At 72.4% G+C, this 18,370-nt stretch carries 16 protein-coding genes; 8 read left to right on the top strand and 8 right to left on the bottom strand.

Annotation, left to right across the window (positions count from 1 at the left end; genetic code table 11):
• Positions 1–14: 14 nt before the first annotated feature.
• The 3 genes from I4J89_RS37290 to I4J89_RS37280 are packed head-to-tail and all read right to left on the bottom strand — an operon-like array spanning position 15 to position 3,076.
• Positions 15–1,187, bottom strand: coding sequence for a vWA domain-containing protein (locus I4J89_RS37290; RefSeq protein ID WP_196418895.1), 1,173 nt, complete (start codon positions 1,185–1,187; stop codon positions 15–17).
• On the bottom strand, positions 1,159–1,779 hold the full coding sequence (locus I4J89_RS37285) for a class F sortase (RefSeq protein ID WP_196419024.1): 621 nt from the start codon (positions 1,777–1,779) through the stop codon (positions 1,159–1,161). The genes I4J89_RS37290 and I4J89_RS37285 overlap by 29 nt, the downstream gene beginning before the upstream one ends.
• Before the next feature lies 1 nt (position 1,780).
• The gene (locus I4J89_RS37280) at positions 1,781–3,076 is read right to left on the bottom strand and encodes a hypothetical protein (protein WP_196418894.1); all 1,296 of its coding nucleotides are present in this window, start codon (positions 3,074–3,076) and stop codon (positions 1,781–1,783) included.
• A 198-nt stretch (positions 3,077–3,274) separates the two neighbouring features.
• Between I4J89_RS37280 and I4J89_RS37275 the strand changes: the two genes are divergently transcribed.
• Complete coding sequence (locus I4J89_RS37275) at positions 3,275–4,702, top strand: serine/threonine-protein kinase (protein WP_196418893.1); 1,428 nt, start codon at positions 3,275–3,277, stop codon at positions 4,700–4,702.
• Here the strand turns inward: I4J89_RS37275 and I4J89_RS37270 are convergent.
• Complete coding sequence (locus tag I4J89_RS37270) at positions 4,683–6,722, bottom strand: PAS domain-containing hybrid sensor histidine kinase/response regulator family protein (RefSeq protein WP_196418892.1); 2,040 nt, start codon at positions 6,720–6,722, stop codon at positions 4,683–4,685. The two genes, I4J89_RS37275 and I4J89_RS37270, sit on opposite strands and share 20 nt — an antisense overlap.
• Before the next feature lie 124 nt (positions 6,723–6,846).
• Between I4J89_RS37270 and I4J89_RS37265 the strand changes: the two genes are divergently transcribed.
• From I4J89_RS37265 to I4J89_RS37240, 6 genes are read left to right on the top strand one after another with little or no spacing between them, the layout of a single operon-like run.
• Positions 6,847–7,821 (top strand): 3-oxoacyl-ACP synthase III family protein, encoded by a 975-nt coding sequence (locus I4J89_RS37265; protein ID WP_309238633.1) that lies wholly within the window; start codon positions 6,847–6,849, stop codon positions 7,819–7,821.
• A complete protein-coding gene (locus I4J89_RS37260) occupies positions 7,818–8,558 on the top strand; it encodes a glycosyltransferase family 2 protein (RefSeq protein WP_309238632.1) in 741 nt (246 codons plus the stop codon). The genes I4J89_RS37265 and I4J89_RS37260 overlap by 4 nt, the downstream gene beginning before the upstream one ends.
• 3 nt (positions 8,559–8,561) lie before the next feature.
• On the top strand, positions 8,562–10,013 hold the full coding sequence (locus tag I4J89_RS37255) for a class I adenylate-forming enzyme family protein (protein WP_196418890.1): 1,452 nt from the start codon (positions 8,562–8,564) through the stop codon (positions 10,011–10,013).
• Positions 10,010–10,828, top strand: a complete 819-nt coding sequence (locus I4J89_RS37250) for a glycosyltransferase family 2 protein (RefSeq protein WP_196418889.1) — start codon at positions 10,010–10,012, stop codon at positions 10,826–10,828. The genes I4J89_RS37255 and I4J89_RS37250 overlap by 4 nt, the downstream gene beginning before the upstream one ends.
• A complete protein-coding gene (locus I4J89_RS37245) occupies positions 10,825–12,021 on the top strand; it encodes a cytochrome P450 family protein (protein WP_196418888.1) in 1,197 nt (398 codons plus the stop codon). Before I4J89_RS37250 ends, I4J89_RS37245 begins: the two co-directional genes overlap by 4 nt.
• A 26-nt stretch (positions 12,022–12,047) precedes the next feature.
• Positions 12,048–12,914 carry an NAD-dependent epimerase/dehydratase family protein gene (locus I4J89_RS37240; RefSeq protein WP_309238631.1) on the top strand — a complete coding sequence of 289 codons (867 nt, stop codon included), beginning with the start codon at positions 12,048–12,050 and terminating at the stop codon, positions 12,912–12,914.
• 8 nt (positions 12,915–12,922) lie between these two features.
• Here the strand turns inward: I4J89_RS37240 and I4J89_RS37235 are convergent, their stop codons facing one another.
• Positions 12,923–14,089 carry an amidohydrolase gene (locus I4J89_RS37235; protein ID WP_196418886.1) on the bottom strand — a complete coding sequence of 389 codons (1,167 nt, stop codon included), beginning with the start codon at positions 14,087–14,089 and terminating at the stop codon, positions 12,923–12,925.
• 181 nt (positions 14,090–14,270) lie between these two features.
• Here I4J89_RS37235 and I4J89_RS37230 point away from each other — a divergent pair, with 181 nt between their 5' ends.
• The gene (locus tag I4J89_RS37230) at positions 14,271–14,789 is read left to right on the top strand and encodes a GtrA family protein (protein ID WP_196418885.1); all 519 of its coding nucleotides are present in this window, start codon (positions 14,271–14,273) and stop codon (positions 14,787–14,789) included.
• On the opposite strand, the gene I4J89_RS51740 is transcribed toward I4J89_RS37230, so the two are convergent.
• The 3 genes from I4J89_RS51740 to I4J89_RS37215 all read right to left on the bottom strand — a co-directional run bounded on the left by I4J89_RS51740 (position 14,674) and on the right by I4J89_RS37215 (position 18,078).
• Complete coding sequence (locus tag I4J89_RS51740) at positions 14,674–15,225, bottom strand: TetR/AcrR family transcriptional regulator (RefSeq protein WP_196418884.1); 552 nt, start codon at positions 15,223–15,225, stop codon at positions 14,674–14,676. The genes I4J89_RS37230 and I4J89_RS51740 overlap by 116 nt on opposite strands.
• Before the next feature lie 47 nt (positions 15,226–15,272).
• On the bottom strand, positions 15,273–17,021 hold the full coding sequence (ctaD, locus tag I4J89_RS37220) for an aa3-type cytochrome oxidase subunit I (RefSeq protein ID WP_196418883.1): 1,749 nt from the start codon (positions 17,019–17,021) through the stop codon (positions 15,273–15,275).
• Between the two features lie 118 nt (positions 17,022–17,139).
• Complete coding sequence (locus tag I4J89_RS37215; protein ID WP_196418882.1) at positions 17,140–18,078, bottom strand: S41 family peptidase; 939 nt, start codon at positions 18,076–18,078, stop codon at positions 17,140–17,142.
• Positions 18,079–18,370: the final 292 nt, after the last annotated feature.

Below are 18,370 nucleotides of genomic sequence, written 5' to 3'. Positions count from 1 at the left end.
TCGATCGTAAGGAATCAATTCGCTGGTGATCCGTCGTCGGGGTGGACTCCCGCTCCGGGCACCACCGCGCGACCCCGGGCCGGTGGGGACATCGGGTTCGGCGAGCGCGGCCCGGCACCGAAGGCGCCCTTCATCGGCCGGTCAGCGGTGCCCTCCAGGTCGCTGTTCGCCGGCCGGTCCAGATCACTGACGCTGAGCGGGCGGTATGCCGCGGCGATCGCGGGCGCGCGCCGGCCGGACGCTCGCCGTGCCACCAGGACGACCGCACCCAGCAGCAGGGCCAGACCGGCGACGGCTGCCGCCAGCCAGAGCCATCCCGGCCGCGACGACGTCCCGGGCCGCTCCGCGACCACGACCTCGCCGGTGAACGTCGGCTCGCCGGTGTCCACACTGACCACCACCCGGGCCGGCAGGTCCGGCGGGGTCGGGAAGCGCACCAGATAGCGCCCGCTGAGCGTCGTCTCCACCTGGTCCAGCGCCGGGACCACCACCGGATCACCGGCCGGTGCGAAGAACCCGCCGGTGCCGGTCGCGGCGGCCGACCAGTAGGTTCCGGCGGCCGCGGGTCCGACCACCACCAGGATCGTCCCGGCGGCCCGGTAGCGGGCGGCCAGCCGGTCCGCGCTCGTGACCCCCGCATCGGCCGCCGTCGTATACAGCAGCACCACCCTCCGGCCGGCCGGCACGTCCGGGAACTGCCGCTCGGCGAGCTCCAGCGCGGCGGCGGTGTCCCGCTCACCGCCGGCGCGTACCGAGTTCAGCGAACGGACGATGCCGAACGGCCCGCGTTGCGCCGGTCCGAGCACCGCCACCGGCGCCCGGTCCGGAATGATCACGGCCTGGGTGGTGGCGGGCGCGGCGAGCATGAACCGGGCGGCGGCGCTGAGCCAGGCGGGCAGGGTGGCGGCACCCTCCGTGGTGGCGTCGACGACCAGGGTCACCGCGAGCCCGTCAGCGACCACCGGCTCCAGATCTGCCGGCCGGGTGGCGCCGTCATGGGTGATCGTGGCGGTGCTTCCCGCAGCCGGTGGCCGGGAGCTCAGGTCGACCACGACGGTGGTCTCCGCCCCGACGGTGACCGTCGCGACCACCGGAAGAGGCAACGCGGCCGGAGCCGCGGCCGGGACGGCGAGCGAGGCGAGCAGGAGGGCCGCGAGGCTAGACCGGTTCGGCGTACGCGATGACATTGTCGCGATAGCTCCCTCTGCTCCGGTCGAAACCGCCGCCGCAGGTGACCAGCCGCAGGGTGGCGTCGAGGGTGGGCGCGTACACCAGGTCGGTCGGGAACTCGTCCTTCGGCACCCGGGAGATCCGGGTGATCCGGAAGGTGACCGTGCTGCCGTCGGCGCGATCCACCCGGACCTGGGTCCCGACCGGGGCGCCGGCCAGCGACGCGAAGATCCCCGGGCCGGCCTTGGAGTCGACGTGGCCCAGGATCACGGCGGGGCCGGGCTGACCGGGGCGGGGTCCGTGCTCGTACCAGCCCGCCACGTGCGGGTCCTTCGGCACCGCGACGGCGCCGTCGGATTGCAGGCCGAGCCGTTCCAGCTCGCTCTGCACCCGCAGCTCCGGGATCCGCAGCCGCACCGGCAGCGCCACCTCCGCGTAGTCGCTCTCCGATCGGAACCGGTCCGCCGCGATCGGCCCGGTCACCTGGGGCGCGGGCTCGGGCCCGGGGGCGGACAGGGCTCCCGACGGCTGGGCTCCGGCCAGCCCGGCCAGGCCACCGGCCACCAGCGCGAGCAGGAGCAGCCCGCGAAGGTATGCCGGTCCGGACACCTCACCGACCACCCGTGACAAGTCCGCCGTACCCGGTCTGCGCGCCACCGCGCGGGAGTCGCGCCGCGACCGTCTCGCCGAACGCGTCGGCCAGCTGGCGGGCGAGGTCGAACCCGTGCTCATACGTCTGGTACGCGATGTCGTGCGCCGTCGCGTAGTCCCGCGACGCATACGCGTCCGCGTGTTTGAGCAGCATCTCGTCGTGCCCGGCGAACGCCTCGAACAGTTTCGGCCGGGTCATCCGCTCGCCGGTCGCCCCGCTCAGGAACTCGGCCACGTCCTTCTCGTATTCGGCCAGCGCGGCACGCGCCTTGGAGCGACCGGCCTCGTCCTTCTTCGCCGTGGCCGCGCTGTACGCCACGAGCTGCTCCACGTGCTCACCCCAGAGCTGCTGGAACTGCCGGGCCGCGGCCGTCCCGAACAGGCTGTCCATCGCGGCGGTCAGATCCCGGGTGTTCGCGTTGATCATCCGCGCGGCGGCGTCGAAGTCCGGCGTGTTGGTGACCGCCGCCCGGGTCACGTCCTCGACCAGGACGACGTGCTCGGCGAGCAGTTTGCCGAGCTGGGAGCGGAGTCGCCAGACCGGCTGCCGCAGCGCGGAGCGGTCACCGGCGGGCAGCAGCGTCTCGGCCAGCACCAGACCCAGGTCGTAGAGGTGCTGGTAGCCCTCCCGGTTGACGCGGTCCGCGGTGAGGTAGTCGCCCTTCGCGTACGCGTCGGCCTGCCGGGTGAGGTGCTCGACGTGCATGCTGAGCGCGTGGTGGGCGTCGGCGGTGGCGAGCCGGCCGCGGGAGAGGCCGGCCAGGAATTCGCTGAGCTCGCCCTCGTACTCGATCAGCTCCTCGCGGGCGTGCTCACGGGCGGTGTTGTCGCGGGCGGCGAGCGCGCTCGCGTAGGCCACCAGCTCGACGACGTGCTCGGCCCACATCGGACGGAACGTGCCCACCATGTCCTCGCCGAAGAGCCGGTCCATCAGGTCGGTCATGGCGTCGGTGTTCTTGCCGAGTGCGGCCTCGGCGGCCTGCACGAAGTCGTCGTCACCTCGGATGCGGCTGCGCATCACGTCGGCGGCGAGCACCGAGTGCTGTCCGAGCAGCGCCTGAAGGCGTACCGCATGGTCGGCCGCGTCGCTGGGAGCCAACCGCCCCGCGGCGACCACCGCATGGTCGTGTCCGTGGCCCGGCGTGGCCGGGGCCGGTGGCGCGGCCCCCGCGGAGCCGATCGGCAGTGCCGCGAGCAGGCCGGCACAGAGGATCGGGATCGAGTGCCGGCGCCATCCTTCGCCAGGTTTCCGCATGTCGCCCTCTTCGCCACCCGGTTACTGTGGACAACCGGGCGATTGCCGACGGTCAGGTCCCCGCCGACCTTACGCCGATCATCGATGCCGGTCGAGTCATCGCGCGGATGAGCGCCCCGGCGAAATCCGACAGTTGCCGGGTGGCGCGTTTGCAGTAGGGTCTAAGGGGCTGCTGACCCGGATTTTCGAGGTGACGGTATGACGTCTCCGGGAGAACTCGTCTCCGGGCGTTACCGCATCATCCGGCCGCTGTCCGCCGGTGGGATGAGCCACGTGTGGCTCGCCTCCGACGAGGCCGGCGGCTCGCTCATCGCGCCACTCGTCGTGGTCAAACAGTGCACCGTCCCCGAGGGACTCGCTCCCCACCAGCGCGATCTCGTGCGCCGCTGGGCCCTGCCGGAGGCGGAGGCCGCGGCCCGGGTGAACCACCCCAATCTGATCCGTACGTTCGAGGTTCTCCCCGACGACGACGGTCCGTGGATCGTCATGGAGTACCTGCCGTCCCGGTCACTTCAGGACATCGTCGACGAGTCCGGCGCCCTGCCCGTGGCCCGGGTCGCCGAGATCGGGCTCGCCGTGCTGGCCGCTCTGAAGGCGGCCGGCCGGGCCGGGCTGCTGCACCTCGACGTCAAACCGGGCAACGTGCTGATCACCGACGACGACCGGGTGGTGCTCACCGACTTCGGGCCCGCCGTCACCGCCGAGGGCGTCGCGGTCCTCTCCAACGCCGGCGTGGTGCTCGGCTCACCGAAATACATCGCTCCGGAGCGGCTCTTCGACCGCGTCTCGACCGAGCGCTCCGACCTCTGGTCGCTCGGCGCGACCCTCTACCACGCCGTCGAGGGCCGCCCGCCGTACCTGCGTTCCAGCACCACCGAGATCTTGCGCGCGCTCGCCGACAGCCTGCCGGACCCGCCACGCCGGGCCGGACCGCTCACCCCGGTGCTGACCGGCCTGCTGCGCCGCGACCCGGCCGCCCGGCTCACCGCCTCCCAGGTTCAGAGCCAGCTCCGCCGCGCCGCCCAGCCGTCGCGCAGCGCGGCGCGGAGCCGGCGCCGGGTTCCCGCGCTGGCCGCGGCGTGCACCGTGCTGGTCACCCTCGCGGCGGTCGCCGCGAGCGCGCAGGGCGACCCCCGGTCCGGTACGCCACAGGCCGTCGCCCCCCTGGTCGCCACCTCACCCACCCCGGCCACCCTGCCCGCCGAGTACACCTGGTGGAACGATCCGAACGGGTTCCGGGTCGCCCTGCCCCGCGGATGGAAAGCGGTGCCCGGACCGGACCGCACGGTCGCCTTCACCGATCCGCGCGGCGGCCCGACCCTGCAGGTCAGCCGCTGGCCGAAACGCCAGGGCGACGTGGTCTCGGCCCTGCTGGCCGAGGAGCAGAAGATCCAGCTGGAGGCGTACCGGCGGTTGCGCATCGAGGCGCAGTCCACCCCGCCCGGCGCCGTCTGGGAGTACACGTTCCTGACCGGCGGCGAGGTGGCGATGCGCGGTCTGCGCCGGGTGATCGGCATCGGCGACCAGACCTACCTGCTGGAGTGGCGCATCGACCGGGCCCGCTGGGTCGCCGGCCTGCCGCATCTGAACGTCATCCTGACCAGCTTCACCGGCTCGGGGTCGTAGCCGGCTCACCCACCACCTCGGCGATCTTGTGCAGCAGGTCGTGCGCGGTGAACGGCTTCTCGATGAACGCGATCTCCCCGTCCAGCACGTGTGTGGTGCCCAGCAGCCCGTTGCTGTACCCGGACATATAGAGCACCGGCAGGTCCGGCCGGCTGGAGTGGATGACCTCGGCCACCCGCCGCCCGGACATCTCCGGCATGATCACGTCAGTGAGCAGCGCGTCGCAGCCGTGCTGCCGGAACAGGTCGAGCGCCTCCGCGCCGGCCGTGGCGGTCAGCACGTGGTACCCGCCGTTGGTGAGGATCCGGGTGACCACCCGGGCCAGCGCCGGCTCGTCCTCGACGACCAGGATGGTCCGGCCGTCGCCGTGCGGTGGCGGCGCCTGCCGGATCCCGGCGACCGTGGTCCGCCCCGGCACCGCCACCATCGGCAGGTAGATCCGGAACGTCGTGCCGACTCCGAGCTCGGAGAACACGTTCAGGCTGCCCCCGGCCTCGGTGACGATGCCGTAGACCGTGGAGAGACCCAGACCGGTCCCCTTGCCGCGGGGTTTCGTCGTGTAGAACGGCTCGAAGATGCGCCCCGCCACGTCCGCCGACATTCCCTCCCCGGTGTCGCTGACCAGCAGGCGGGCGTACCGGCCGGCGGGCAGCGGCGGCTGCATGTCGACCTCGTCGCCGTCGATCTCGGCGGTGTTGGCCTCCAGCACCAGCGTGCCGCCGTCCGGCATCGCGTCCCGGGCGTTGATCGCCAGGTTGAGCAGCACCTGCTGGATCTGCCCCGGATCGGCGTGCACGACGACCGGTTCCCGCGCCGGTACGGCCATCAGGTTGATGTGCTCCCCGATGGTGCGCCCGAGCATGGCGTACACCTCGGCGATGGCCGCGTTGAGGTCGACGTCCTGCGGCTGGATGGTGTCGCCCCGGGTGAAGGTCAGCAGCTGCCGGGTGAGGTTGATGGCCCGGTCGGCGGCGCTGCGGACGTGCCTCAGGTCGGCTTCCAGCGCCGGGTTGCCGGCGGCGTCCTCGACGGCGAAGTCGGTGTAGTTCACGATGATCGCCAGGATGTTGTTGAAGTCGTGCGCCACCCCGCCGGCCAGTTTGCCGAGACTCTCCATCCGCCGCGCCTGGTTCGTACGCTCCTCGATCGCGCGCTGGCGCTCGGCCGCCTCCTTGGCCGCGGTGATGTCCCGCACCACCACCGAGATGCCGGTCACCTCGCCGGCACCGTCCCGGATCGGCGCGAGGGTCAGCGCGGCCTCGACCGGGATTCCGTCCTTGGTGTAGCGCCGCGACTCGTAGTAGACGCCTCGCTCACCGCGCATGATCCGGGCGATCACGTCGCGCTGCGCCTCGGCGCCGGACGCGTCGGCCAGCAGCGCCGCGGGCTGCCCGATGATCTCGGCGGCGGAGTAACCGAAGAGTCGTTCGGCTCCGCCGTTCCAGGCGGTGATCACCCCGTCCAGGGTGACGCCCACGATCGCGTCGTCGGTGTGCTCGACAACCGCTTCGAGCGTTGCCCGGGCGGTCTGCTCCCGGGCGGTTGCCTCATGTTCGCGGGCGGTGGCCTCGTGCTCCCGGGCGGTGGCCTCGTGCTCCCGCGTGGCGGCCTCGTGCTCCCGGGCGGCCGCCTCGGCGAAACATCGCTGCGCCTCCGGATCCACGTAGATCGCGCCCGGGTTGATGAGCGCACGCTTGCGCAGCGTCCAGTAATAGACGCCGGCCAGACAGCAGACCACGTTCCACCAGGCCAGCGCCCAGACCCAGACGATCGGCACGGAGTGCGCGGCCCGGTCCAGGTTGCGAAACGCCAGGAAGGCGTGCAGACCGTGCCCGACCGCGGCGGTCAGGAAGATCAGCGCGGTGGCGACCGCCAGCTTGTTGCTGCGCAGTTGCCCGGCCCGCCCGACCGGCACCGCGACTGCCACCGTGATCGCTCCGTACGTGATCATGGTGCCCAGATTGCCGACCAGAAAAAGCTGTTCCGGCACGGTCGTCTCTTCGGTCGGCAGCGCGAGCATCTGAGGATTCCGGCCGGGCTGGACGATAGGCCGGTACCGCCGTGTCGAGCCCCCGGGGACAATAGCTGATCTTGGGCACCGAACGAGGGGAACAGCGCGGCTGATGCGGGTCGGGATCACAGGGGTGGGCGCCCATCTGCCGGAGCGCGAGGTGACCACCGCCGAGCTGCAGGACAGCGTCTCCCGGGCCGGGTCGGTACGGCTGCCGCGCGGCCTGCTCGCCCGGCTCACCGGCATCGAGCGGCGCCGGATCGCGGCCGCCGACGAGTACGCCTCCACGCTCGGCCTGCACGCCGCCCGGGCCGCGCTGGCCGACGCCGACCTGGACCCGCTCGACATCGACCTGCTGCTGTTCGCCTCGGCCAGCCGGGACATGGTCGAGCCGGCCACCGCGCACATCCTCCAGGACGGCCTGGGCAGCCGGGCACACGCGCTGGACGTCACGAACGCCTGCAACAGCTTCGTCAACGGCATCGACCTGGCCCGGTCGATGATCCTGGCCGGGCGTGCCCGCCGCGCGCTGGTGGTGACCGGTGAGACACCGTCCCGGGTGATGCGCCCCGGGGTCACCGACCTCACCGAGGCCCGCCGGTCGTTCGCCGGCTACACGTTCGGTGACGCCGGGGCGGCGGTGGTGGTCGAGCCGGTCAAGCGCGGCGGCATCCTGGACGTCGACACCGAGACCCACTCCGAGCACTGGACCGTCGGCGGGATCCCGGGCGGCGGTTCCCGGCATCCGCGTGGCGACGAGCACACCTACTTCGCCGGCGACGGTCACCGGCTGCGCGGCGTCTTCGAGAAGGTCGGCGCCAGCATCCTGGACCGGGTCCGCAGCCGCACCGGCCTGGAGTACGCCGACTACGCCCGGATCCTGGTGCACCAGGTGACACTGCCGTACCTTGACCGGTTCGTGGAAGTCACCGGCGTACCCCGGGACAAGCTGGAGGTGACCGTGACCGGCCTCGGCAACATGGCGAGCGCCACCCTCGGTGTGCAGCTGTCCCGTGCCTGGCCCGCGCTGAGCGCCGGCGACCGGGTGCTGTTCATGGGCCTGGGCGGCGGGGTCAGCATCATGACGATGGTCTGGGAGTGCTCGTGACGACCCGGTTGTGGGTGGTGGTCCCGGCGTACAACGAGGCGGCCCGGATCAGCGCCACCCTGTATGCCATCGCCGCACAGACCGACACGGATTTCACCCTGCTGGTGGTCGACAACGGGTCGTCCGACACGACCGTCGAGGCGGTCAGGGCGTTCGAGGCTTGTGCGCCGTTCCCCGTACAGGTGCTGGTCGAGACCGAGAAGGGCGTGGGCTGCGCGGTCGACAGCGGGTTCCGGCACGCCATCGCCGCCGGGGCCGAGCTGATCGCGCGTACCGATGCCGACTGCCTGCCGCGCCCCGGCTGGGTGGCCGCCGCCCGGGCCGCCCTGGACGGCGGCGCCGGCATGGTCTGCGGCCGGATCACCGCCCGCCGCGACGAGCACGGCCCGGCCGGCCGGGCGTTCTTCGCGGGGCTGGTCGGCCTCGCGGCCCTGTTCGGCCGGTTGCGCCCGGCACACCGGGGCAGCGGCTACCTGGCGCCGTACCGGATGCACGCCGGCAACAACATGGCCATCACCGCGGAGCTGTACCAGGCCTGCGGCGGCATGCCCCGGCGCCCGTCCCCGACCGATCGGCTCTTCCTCAACCGGGTCCGCAGCACCACCGCGGCGATCGTCCGGAGCCGCCACATGGTGGTGGAGAACTCCACCCGGCGGATCAGGGCGTACGGCGTGCTCGGCACCGCCCGGTGGTACCTGGACCGGGGCAGCGGCGTGCTCACCCCGGACCCGAGGTGACGGATGCCGGTAGAACTGCGACCGGGTGACGACACCCCGGCCCTGCTCCACGGCCGGCGCACCGTCACCCGGGGTGACCTGGCCGAACTGCGCGACCGGTACGCCGCCGCCCTGTACGCGCGTGGCCTGCGCCCCGGTGACACGCTCGGCCTGGCCGTGCGCCCGGGGCCACGAGCGCTGGCGGTGGTGCTTTCCGCGTACCGGATCGGGGTCCGTGTCGCGGTCCTGGATCCGAACGCCGGACCCGACGTGCTCACCGCACGCCTCGCCGCGGCCCGTCCGAATCTGATCGTCGCCGACGCGGCCGCGCAAGCGGTCGCCGGCTGGGCCGCGCCGATCGCCCGCCGCGCCGGGCTGGCCCTGCCCGACCTGGCCGCGCTGGCACCCACCGTGACCGTCGGCAGGCGGCTGCCCGGCACCGCTCCGGCCCTTGCCCCGGCCACCGCGGCGGCGCCCGTCCATGACGGCGACGGCGACGCGGTAATCATCTTCACCTCCGGCACAACCAGCAGCCCTCGGGCGGTGGTGCACACCCGGGCCGGCCTCGCAACCGGCCTGCGCGCGGTGTCAGAGCTGGTCAGACCGCGTTCCGGCGTACCCGTCCTGGGCGGCACCTTCTTCGTCATGCTGCCGTCGATCGCCGCCGGCGCACCGGTCGCGCTCCCGGCACGCCGCCCCGCCCGGCTCGCCCGGCAGATCGCCACGCTGCGCCCGCAGGCCACCTATCTCACTCCGCCGCAGCTGCGCGCCGCCCTCGACGCCGGCGTGCCGTTCACTCAGCGTGTCTACAGCGGGTCCGCTCCGGTCTCCGCCGACCTGCTCAACCGTGTCCGCGCGGCCGGCGCCGACGAGGCCTGGGGTGTCTACGCACTCACCGAGGTGTTCCCCGCGGCAGCCGTCGAATCCCGCGAGAAGTCCGCTTTCGACAGCACTGGTGACCTGGTCGGCGACCTCCTGCCCGGCGTGCGCGCCCGGCTCGGCGAGAACGGCCAGCTGCTGCTCGCCGGCGCCGGCGTCTGCGACCGGTACCTCGGCGCCGACCCGCACGAATGGGTCGCCACCGGCGACGTCGCCCGCCTGATCGATCGCCGGGTGGTCCTCGGCGGACGCTGCAAGGACATGATCCTGCGCCGCGCCGAGAACATCTATCCCGGCCTCTACGAGCCGGGCCTGCACGTGCCCGGCGTCGCTCTCGCCGTCCTGGTCGGCGTCCCGGCCGGCGACGGCGACGAGGAGGTGGTCGCGGTCGTGCAGACCGCGCCGGGCGCGGACCAGGCCACGGTGCGCGCCGCCCTGCGCGACCCGCTACGCCGGATGGGCGCGGCCACCCCGGACCGCGTGCTCTTCGCCCCGGTCCCGCTCGCCGGCCGCTCCCGCAAACCCGATCGGGGCGCGGCGGCCCGGCTCGCCGCCGGCATTCCACGCCAGAGAAAACCGTTCGGGGTACGCCGTTGACCGCCCCCGCCGAACCCACCCCGTCCCGCCCCGCCCGGTCCGTCCCGCCTGAGGGGTCCAGCCAACTCGCCGTGGTCGTACCCGCCTACAACGAGGCCGGCTCGATCAACGCGACCCTCGACGCGCTCGCCGCGCAGACCGACCTCGGCTTCCGCCTGATCGTCGTCGACAACGGCTCCACCGACGGCACCGCCGAGGAGGTGCGCGCGTTCGCCGCCCGGGCACCCTTCCCGGTGGAGGTCGTGACCGAACCGGAACGGGGTGCGGGAACCGCCGCCGACACCGGGTTCCGGTACGCGATCGCGGCCGGTGCCACGCTGCTCGCCCGTACCGACGCGGACTGCCGGCCGGCGCCCGGCTGGGTGGCGACCGCGCGGGCGTACCTCGCCGGCGGCGCCGCCCTGGTCTGCGGCCGCAGCGTGCCGCGCCGCGACGAGCAGCCGTCCTGGCCGGAACGGCACGTCTTCCCCGCCGCCGTCCGGATCGCCGCGCTCTACGGCCGGTTCCGGCGCGCGCATCGCACACCGGAGTTCCGCACCCCGTACGTGCTGGTACACGGGCACAACCTGGCCCTCACCGCCGAGCTCTACCTGGCCTGCGGCGGCACCGCCCGGGAACCGCTGGAGGCCGGCTCCGAGGACGTGACCCTGCTCAACCGGGCCCGCACGCACACCGACCGGATCGTCCGCGCCGAGGACCTCGTGGTGGAGGCGAGTCTGCGCCGGCTCCGCGCGTGGGGTGCCCGCCGCACCCTGCTCTGGTACTGGGACCGCCGCTGGCGCCCGGTCACGTCGTCCGAGGTGCACGTCAGGTGACGCCCGGCGAACGTGCCGGCGCGGCCTCTCGGCACGCCGCCCGAGCCCGCCGCCGGGACCGGCGGGTCTACCTGTACAGCCATCCGGTGCTGTTCGCACTCCTCGCCGTCACCCGGCGCCGGCCGGTAACCAGGTTGGGCGGCACCGTGCTCGCGCACTCCCGGGCGGCCTTCGTGGACGGGCTCACCCGGGTGCGGCTGGACCGGACCGCCGAGGGCACGACGGGCGGCGCGGCCGGCCGGCTGGCCGGCGATGGGCTGCTGTTCGACCAGGAGGGCGACGAGCACCGCGGTACCCGCCGGGCGCTGGCCGACGCCCTCGGCGCCGACGGGGTCACCCGCCTCCGTCCGGTCTGGCGGGAAGTGCTGGAGCGGCGGCTGGCCCCGCTCGCCGCCGGCGGCGAGGTGGATCTGGTCGACGTCGCGGCGGAGCTCGCGGGCACGACCGCCGCCGCCCTGCTCGCCCTCGACGTGGACGGCCGCGAGCTCGCCGCCGCCGCACGCGCCGCCGCCACGGCCGGCGCCCGCGAGCACCTGCCCGGCCTGCCCCGCCCGGGCGCCCGCCGCACCGCCCGGGCCGCAGCCGAGCGGCTCAACGCCCTGGTGACGTCGCCCCGGCCGGCAGAGGGCACGGCCGGCACCGGCCCGGACAGGCGCTCCGGCGATCCGGCGGCGAGCCCCACCGGGGCAGAGCAGCCGCTGGGGACGCACGGCCTGGCGGCCATGCTGGCGGTCGCCGCGATCAACACGACCGTGGCGGCGCTGCCGCGGGCGGCGGCCTGGTGCGCCGACGCGGGCCTCTGGGCGTACGCCGAGACCGATCCCGGCACGCTCACCGCCGAACTGCTGCGGGTCACCGCCCCGACTCCGCTGCTCCCCCGGGTCGCCGCGGCGGGCGGGGAGATCGACGGATGCCCGGTCCGCGGCGGCGACCGGCTGATCCTGGTGGCCCGGCACGCCGTGGACGCCCACCGGCGCGACCCCTGCCCTCGCGACCCGGCACCGCCGCAGACCGCGCAACTCGTCTTCGGGGCGGGCCCGCACGCCTGCCCGGGAGCGCGGCTGGCCCGCCGGCAGATCGCCGACGCGCTTGTCGCGCTCGCCGCGCACCGTCCCGTGGTGATCAGCGCACGGGTCGACCGGCGTAGCGCCCTGCCCGGCTGGGCCTCGCTGATCGTGCGCGCCGGCCGATGAGCGGCCGGGACAGGTTGCGGGTTGCGGTGACCGGAGCGAGTGGCTTCTGCGGCGGGGTGGTGGCACGAGCCGCCGCGGCCGCCGGTGCGGAGGTGGTGTGCCTGGGGAGGCGACCGGGGCCGGTTGGCGAGTCACGGTACTGGGACGCTGCGCGTACCCCGCCCGATCTGACCGGAACCGATCTGGTGCTGCATCTCGCGGCAGCGGTGGGTGACCCACCGCCCGGTCGCGGATCGGAGGCCGCGTTTCGCGCGGTCAACGTGGACGGCACCGCCCGCCTGCTGGAAGCCGCCGGCGAGCGGCCGGTGGTCTGGGTGAGCAGCGCCAGCGTCTACGCACCGGCCGGGCCGGAACCGATCCGCGAGGATCATCCGCTTGGTGGGCTGACCGCTTACGGTCGCACCAAAGCGGCCGGTGAACGGCTGGCCCTGAACGCCGGCGCGGTGGTCCTGCGTCCCCGGGCGGTCTACGGGCCGGGTGACCCGCACCTGCTGCCGCGCCTGCGCCGCGCGGTGCGCGGCGGCCGGGTACTGCTGCCCGGACCGGACGTCCCGCTGAGCCTGACCGCTGTGGAGAACCTTGCCGACGCCTGCCTGGCGGCACACTCCTGGCCGGCCGGCGCCTACAACATCGCGGATGCCTGCGCCTACCGGCGGGACGAGGTGGTGGCGGCGGCCTGCGGCGTGCCGGTCCGGCACGTCCCGATCACCCTGACCCGCGCGGCCGCGACGTTCGCCACCGGCATCGCGCGCCTCACCCGCCGCGAGGCAAGCCTTTCCCGGTACGCCGTGGAGCAGCTCACCAGCGGCGTGGTCCTGGACATCTCCCGGGCCCGGGCCCAGCGATGGACACCGCGCCGGACGTTCGCGGACTTCCTCACCTCGGCCTTGTAGTCGGCTGTTCAGCGCCGGCGGTGATGCCGATCGACGTACTCGGCCCGGCGGCCGGGATCGCGGGCCAGGTCGAGGCCGGTGCGGGCGAGCAGCTTGGCCGCGTGCACCAGGCTCTCGCCGGCCGCCGGGGTCACGGCGTACGCGGCGAACTCGTGGGTGTGCGGCATCGCCGCCACGCCGTGCATGGCGATCATGGGGTGGATGGCCGGCAGAGCGTGGCTGATATTGCCCATGTCGGTGGAGGCGCTGCCGGAGCCGGGCGGGAGGTGGGCCGCCGTACGCCCGAAGCCGGGCAGGTGGCTCGCGTACCGTTCGATCAGCCACGGGTCGTTGCGCAGGTCGAGGTAGTCCGGTTCGGTGCGCCGGAACCCGACGGTCGCGCCGGTGGCCAGGGCGCCCGCCTCGAAGCAGTCGTACACCCGGCGGCGCAGGGCGGCCAGCTGGTCCACGGCGGGAGTGCGCACCTCGTACTCGAGAACGCTGAGGGCGGGAATGATGTTCGTCTTGTCGCCACCCGACCGGACGAAGCCGGCGATCCGGTAGGCCGGAGGTGTCTGCTGGCGCAGCAGGCCGACCGCGACCTGGGCGACCACCGCCGCGTCCGCCGCGTTGACACCGTCCCAGGGCGCGCCGGCCGCGTGTGCCGGCCGGCCGCGATAGGTGACCTCGAAGCGGCTGCACGCCTGCGTGCTGTCCGTGGCACCGGCCAGGTCGGCGGATCCGGGGTGGGCCATCATCGCCACGGTGACGTCGTCGAACGCCCCGCGTTCCAGCATCAGCTGCTTGCCGCCGCCGCTTTCCTCGGCCGGGGTGCCGAGCAGCTTGACGCGGAACTCGTACCGGTCGGCGGCGGCCTTGAGCGCGACCGCCGCGCCCGCCGACGAGGCACAGATGACGTTGTGCCCGCAGCCGTGGCCGATCCCGGGCAGCGCGTCGTACTCGGCGCAGAGCCCGATGGTCAGGTCGCCCTCGCCGTATTCCGCGGTGAGGGCGGTCGGCAGGTCGTAGGCGCCTTCGCGGACCGTGAATCCGGCGTCGTCGAGCAGGGTGGCGAGTTTGCCGGCCGAGGCGTGCTCGGCGAACGCGACCTCCGGTTCGGCGTGCAGGCTGTGGCTGAGCGCGAGTAGCGGGTCCCGCCAGTCGTCGACCGTACTGTCAGTGATGGAGTAGCCCATGCCGGACGGTGCCCTACGTCGCCGTGCGGAAACTGTCTGATCACGGACAGGTTGCAGTCCGGCGATCTACCAGGTCAGAGCCCTGTGGGTAAGCCTCGTCACGGTGTCAACACTGTTGACACCGGCTGTCAACGGTGTTGACACTACGACGGTCAAAGTTGATGTCCGAAAGCGTTCAGTCATGCGTCTGCTCTGGTTCATGGTGGTCGGTGCCGTCAGCACGGTCGTGCAGACGATCGTCTACGTGGCCGTGCGCGAGGCCGTTCCGGCGATCTGGGCGAGCTGGCTGGCGCTGCTGGTGGTGACCCCGCTCAACACCGAACTGCACCGCCGGGTCACGTTCGCCGTCAAGACCACCGCGCTCGGGCGGCTGCACTGGGAAGCCGGCCTCACCTCGGTCGCCGTCTTCGTGGCGAACCTGGCCGCCGCACCGCTGTTCACCGGCCTCGCCGGACCGAACCCGCCGGCCGTGATCGAGGCGCTGATCCTGGCCCTGACCGGCAGCCTGATCGGCGGCGCCCGCTACCTGGTGCTGCGCGGCTGGGTCTTCGCGGCGCACCGCCACCAGCCGGCGCAACCGGGGTTCAGGGCGGATCGTCGCTGTCGAGTAGCCGTTGGATCGCGTCGCCGTAGAGCTCGACTGTCGCCGACCGGTCGGCGTTCCGCAGCACCGGATCAGCGACCAGCCAGTACGCGTTGATCAGACCGGCGAACTGGGCGGCGACCAGACGGGCACGCAACTCCGGGTACGCGCCGCCGATCCGGTCCGCCAGCGGCCCGACGAACACGTCGTGCATCGAGGCCCGCAGTCGCTCCTTGATCTCCGGCCGGTCCGACGCGCTGAGCATCGCCCGGTAGACCCCGGCGACCCGGCTCTCCGACGCGCCGAGGACGAAGCCGACCAACTCCCGCCCGAGCGACTCGACCGGACCGGCCAGGATCCGCGCCAGCTCCGTGGAGGCCGGCACTGTCGCCAGAAACAACGCCTCTTTCGACCCGAAATGCCGGATCACCAGTGCGGGATCGCAACCGGCGGCCGCGGCGATGGCCCGCACGGTCGTACCCGCGTAGCCGTCCCGGGCGAACAACTCGGTCGCCGCGCCTCGAATCGCGTCGCGGGGAGAGTTGGGCGGCACCGGCACATCTTAAGGCGACCATTCCGGGGTACGCCCAACCGGCGCCGTCAACGATCCGATCGGTCCTCCTGGTAGGTCGCCCCACCGGTGGACTCCTCGGTCAACGGGCGAGCACCACCCTCGGGCGGACCTGCCTCGGACTGCTCGCCGGCCGCGAGCTCCGGGAACTTCGCGTCGAAGGCCGGCCGCTCGGAGCGGATCCGCGGCATCCGGTCGAAGTTGCGCAGCGGCGGCGGGCTGGACGTCGCCCACTCCAGCGAGTTGCCGTGGCCCCACGGGTCGTCGAGCGTGGTGACCTGGCCGACCTTGTAGGACTTCCACACGTTGTAGATGAACGGCAGCGTCGCGACGCCCAGGATGAACGCGCCGATCGTGGAGAACATGTTGAGGAACGTGAAGCCGTCAGTCTGCAGGTAGTCGGCGTACCGGCGGGGCATGCCCTCCGCACCGAGCCAGTGCTGCACCAGGAACGTCATGTGGAAACCGATGAACGTCAGCCAGAAGTGAATCTTGGCGAGCCGCTCGTCGAGCATCCGGCCGAACATCTTCGGGAACCAGAAATAGATTCCCGAGAAGACCGCGAACACGATCGTGCCGAACAGCACGTAGTGGAAGTGGGCCACCACGAAGTAGCTGTCGTGCACATGGAAGTCCACCGGCGGCGAGGCGAGCAGTACCCCGGTCAGGCCGCCGAGCAGGAACGTCACCATGAAGCCGAGCGCGAAGAGCATCGGTGACTCGAAGCTGATCTGGCCGCGCCACATGGTGCCGATCCAGACGAAGAACTTCATCCCGGTCGGGATCGCGATCAGATAGCTGAGCAGGCTGAAGAACGGCAGCAGCACCTGGCCGGTGGCGAACATGTGGTGCGCCCACACGCTCATCGACAACACCGTGATCAGGATGGTGGCCGCCACCAGCGTCTTGTAGCCGAACACCGGCTTGCGGCTGAACACCGGGATGACCTCGGTGATGATGCCGAAGAACGGCAGCGCGATGATGTACACCTCGGGATGGCCGAAGAACCAGAAGAGGTGCTGCCAGAGCATCGGCCCGCCGGTCTCCACGTTGAAGACCTGAGCGTCCAGCACCCGGTCGGCGGCGAGCGCGAAGAGCGCGGCCGCCAGGAACGGGAACACCAGAATCACCAGCAAGCTGGTGAGCAGGATGTTCCACGTCATGATCGGCATGCGGAACATGGTCATGCCCGGCGCGCGCAGGCAGAGGATCGTCGTGATCATGTTGACGCCACCGAGGATCGTGCCGAGACCGGAGACGGCCAGACCGACCACCCACATGTTGCCGCCGAGACCGGGCGAGTGCTCCCAGGTGCTCAACGGGACGTACGCCGTCCAGCCGAAGTCCGCCGCCCCACCGGGCACCAGGAACCCGCCGAACGCGATCATGCCGCCGAACAGGTACAGCCAGTAGGCGAACGCGTTGAGCCGCGGGAACGCCACGTCCGGCGCACCGATCTGGATCGGCACGACGAAGTTGGCGAACGCGAACACGATCGGCGTCGCGAAGAACAGCAGCATGATCGTGCCGTGCATGGTGAACAACTGGTTGTACTGCTCCGGTGAGAGCATCTGCATGCCCGGCCGGGCCAGCTCGGCGCGCATCAGCAGCGCCATCGCACCGCCGAGCACGAACCAGACGAGGGCGGTGGCCCCGTACAAGATGCCGATCTGCTTCGCGTCCGTGGTGCGGATCGTCCGGGCCAGCCATGAGCCGCGGACCTGCCGCCGCAGCGGGTGCGGCCGGGTCTGCACAGGACGGGGCACAACAGTGGTCATCGGAACTCCTCCGGGCGGCGACTACCCGCTTCGAAGATCACTTAACGCATGCACTCTGTACCCGTTCGTACCGCTCCGGCGGCAGACTTGCCAACCCGGTCACATTGATCGAAAGGGATCAAGCCCCTGGACGTGCACCATCCGCACAAGCACCCATCGCCGCGGCCATCTCGGCACCCTCCGGCACCTCGATGTCCGGCACGACCCCGGTGCCCTCCCAGTTACCACCCGTCACCGGATCACGGACCACGCCGTAGGGAATGAGCGCCACCACATGCGGCGAAACCCGCGCCGGCGTGCAGTGATCCGCGGCGCCCGCGGTGCGCCGGCCGACCACGGTGACCCCGCGGTTCTGCAGCACGTACGCCAGCGCCTCCCCGGAGGAGTAGGTGCGTTCGCTGGTCAGCACCACCACCCGCCGGCCCCCGCCTCGGCCGGCCGGGGCAGTCCGGTATTCGTCGACGCGCTCCATCGTGGTCACCGTCGCCAGCGTCACCGCCTCCGGCCCGAGAACGAACCCGGCGATCCGCGACAGGGTCTCCATGTCGCCCCCACCGTTGCGCCGCAGATCCAGCACAAGCCCCCCACCCCCATCGGTACGCGAACCGCCCCGCCCCTCCACCGCACCAGCTCCGGCTGCCACTCCGCCTACGGCCTCGGCTGCGGCGAAGGCATCTTCAAGGAATGGCCCAGCGGACTCCCACGCTTCCAAGCTGTCCACCCGCAGTACAGCCACCCCCTGATGCCGCTCGACCGACACCACGCCACCCCTGGCCCGCGCGATCGCCGCACCGTCCGGCGGCGGCCAGCCCATCGGCTCCTCCCGATCCGGCACGAGCGAGCCATCGGCGTGGAACTTGAGAGTGAGATGCCGCGAATACGAGTGACACACCTTCTCAATACGCCGGCACACCTCCGCACTGATCCTCTCCGTGGAGTCCCCGAACTCCCGCCGCAACGCGGCAGCGAGTAGCCCGGCTCGCTCCCTATCCGGCAGCAGCCGCTCAACCCAGGCCCCGATGCCGGCGGCAACTCTTGCCGCGGTGTCGTCACTCATACGAACGACGCTAGATTCACCGCCTCGCGCGGCACGTCGGCTTTGGCACCTGGCATCCGCTTTGCCCGCCCCACCTCTGCCAAGGGCAGAAGCAATCCCCGGCCGGCGCAGCCCTCAGCCGGAAGCCGGCTCACCATGCCGGCTTAGCGGTAGTTTGTCGCCTTAATGGTGGTAGATAGAGGTTGAGGGCGCGGCCGTTTCCGACGGCGTTGAGGAGTTGCTGGAGTTCACGGGGTGGCGGTTTGTTGGTCCAGGCTGTCCAACAGCGTTGCAGTAGCAGCCATGGGGTGAG

Origin of the sequence: Actinoplanes aureus, assembly GCF_015704865.1 — a bacterium.
GTDB lineage: Bacteria > Actinomycetota > Actinomycetes > Mycobacteriales > Micromonosporaceae > Actinoplanes > Actinoplanes aureus.
The sequence above is the reverse complement of the archived record's forward strand: the minus strand, read 5'-3'. Positions and strand labels throughout refer to the sequence as shown.

Coding starts and splice junctions, on each gene's coding strand:
- I4J89_RS37290 (WP_196418895.1), bottom strand. CDS start 1,187: ATGTCATCGCGTACGCCGAACCGGTCTAGCCTCGCGGCCCTCCTGCTC.
- I4J89_RS37280 (WP_196418894.1), bottom strand. CDS start 3,076: ATGCGGAAACCTGGCGAAGGATGGCGCCGGCACTCGATCCCGATCCTC.
- I4J89_RS37275 (WP_196418893.1), top strand. CDS start 3,275: ATGACGTCTCCGGGAGAACTCGTCTCCGGGCGTTACCGCATCATCCGG.
- I4J89_RS37270 (WP_196418892.1), bottom strand. CDS start 6,722: ATGCTCGCGCTGCCGACCGAAGAGACGACCGTGCCGGAACAGCTTTTT.
- I4J89_RS37255 (WP_196418890.1), top strand. CDS start 8,562: ATGCCGGTAGAACTGCGACCGGGTGACGACACCCCGGCCCTGCTCCAC.
- I4J89_RS37235 (WP_196418886.1), bottom strand. CDS start 14,089: ATGGGCTACTCCATCACTGACAGTACGGTCGACGACTGGCGGGACCCG.
- I4J89_RS37230 (WP_196418885.1), top strand. CDS start 14,271: ATGCGTCTGCTCTGGTTCATGGTGGTCGGTGCCGTCAGCACGGTCGTG.
- ctaD (WP_196418883.1), bottom strand. CDS start 17,021: ATGACCACTGTTGTGCCCCGTCCTGTGCAGACCCGGCCGCACCCGCTG.
- I4J89_RS37215 (WP_196418882.1), bottom strand. CDS start 18,078: ATGAGTGACGACACCGCGGCAAGAGTTGCCGCCGGCATCGGGGCCTGG.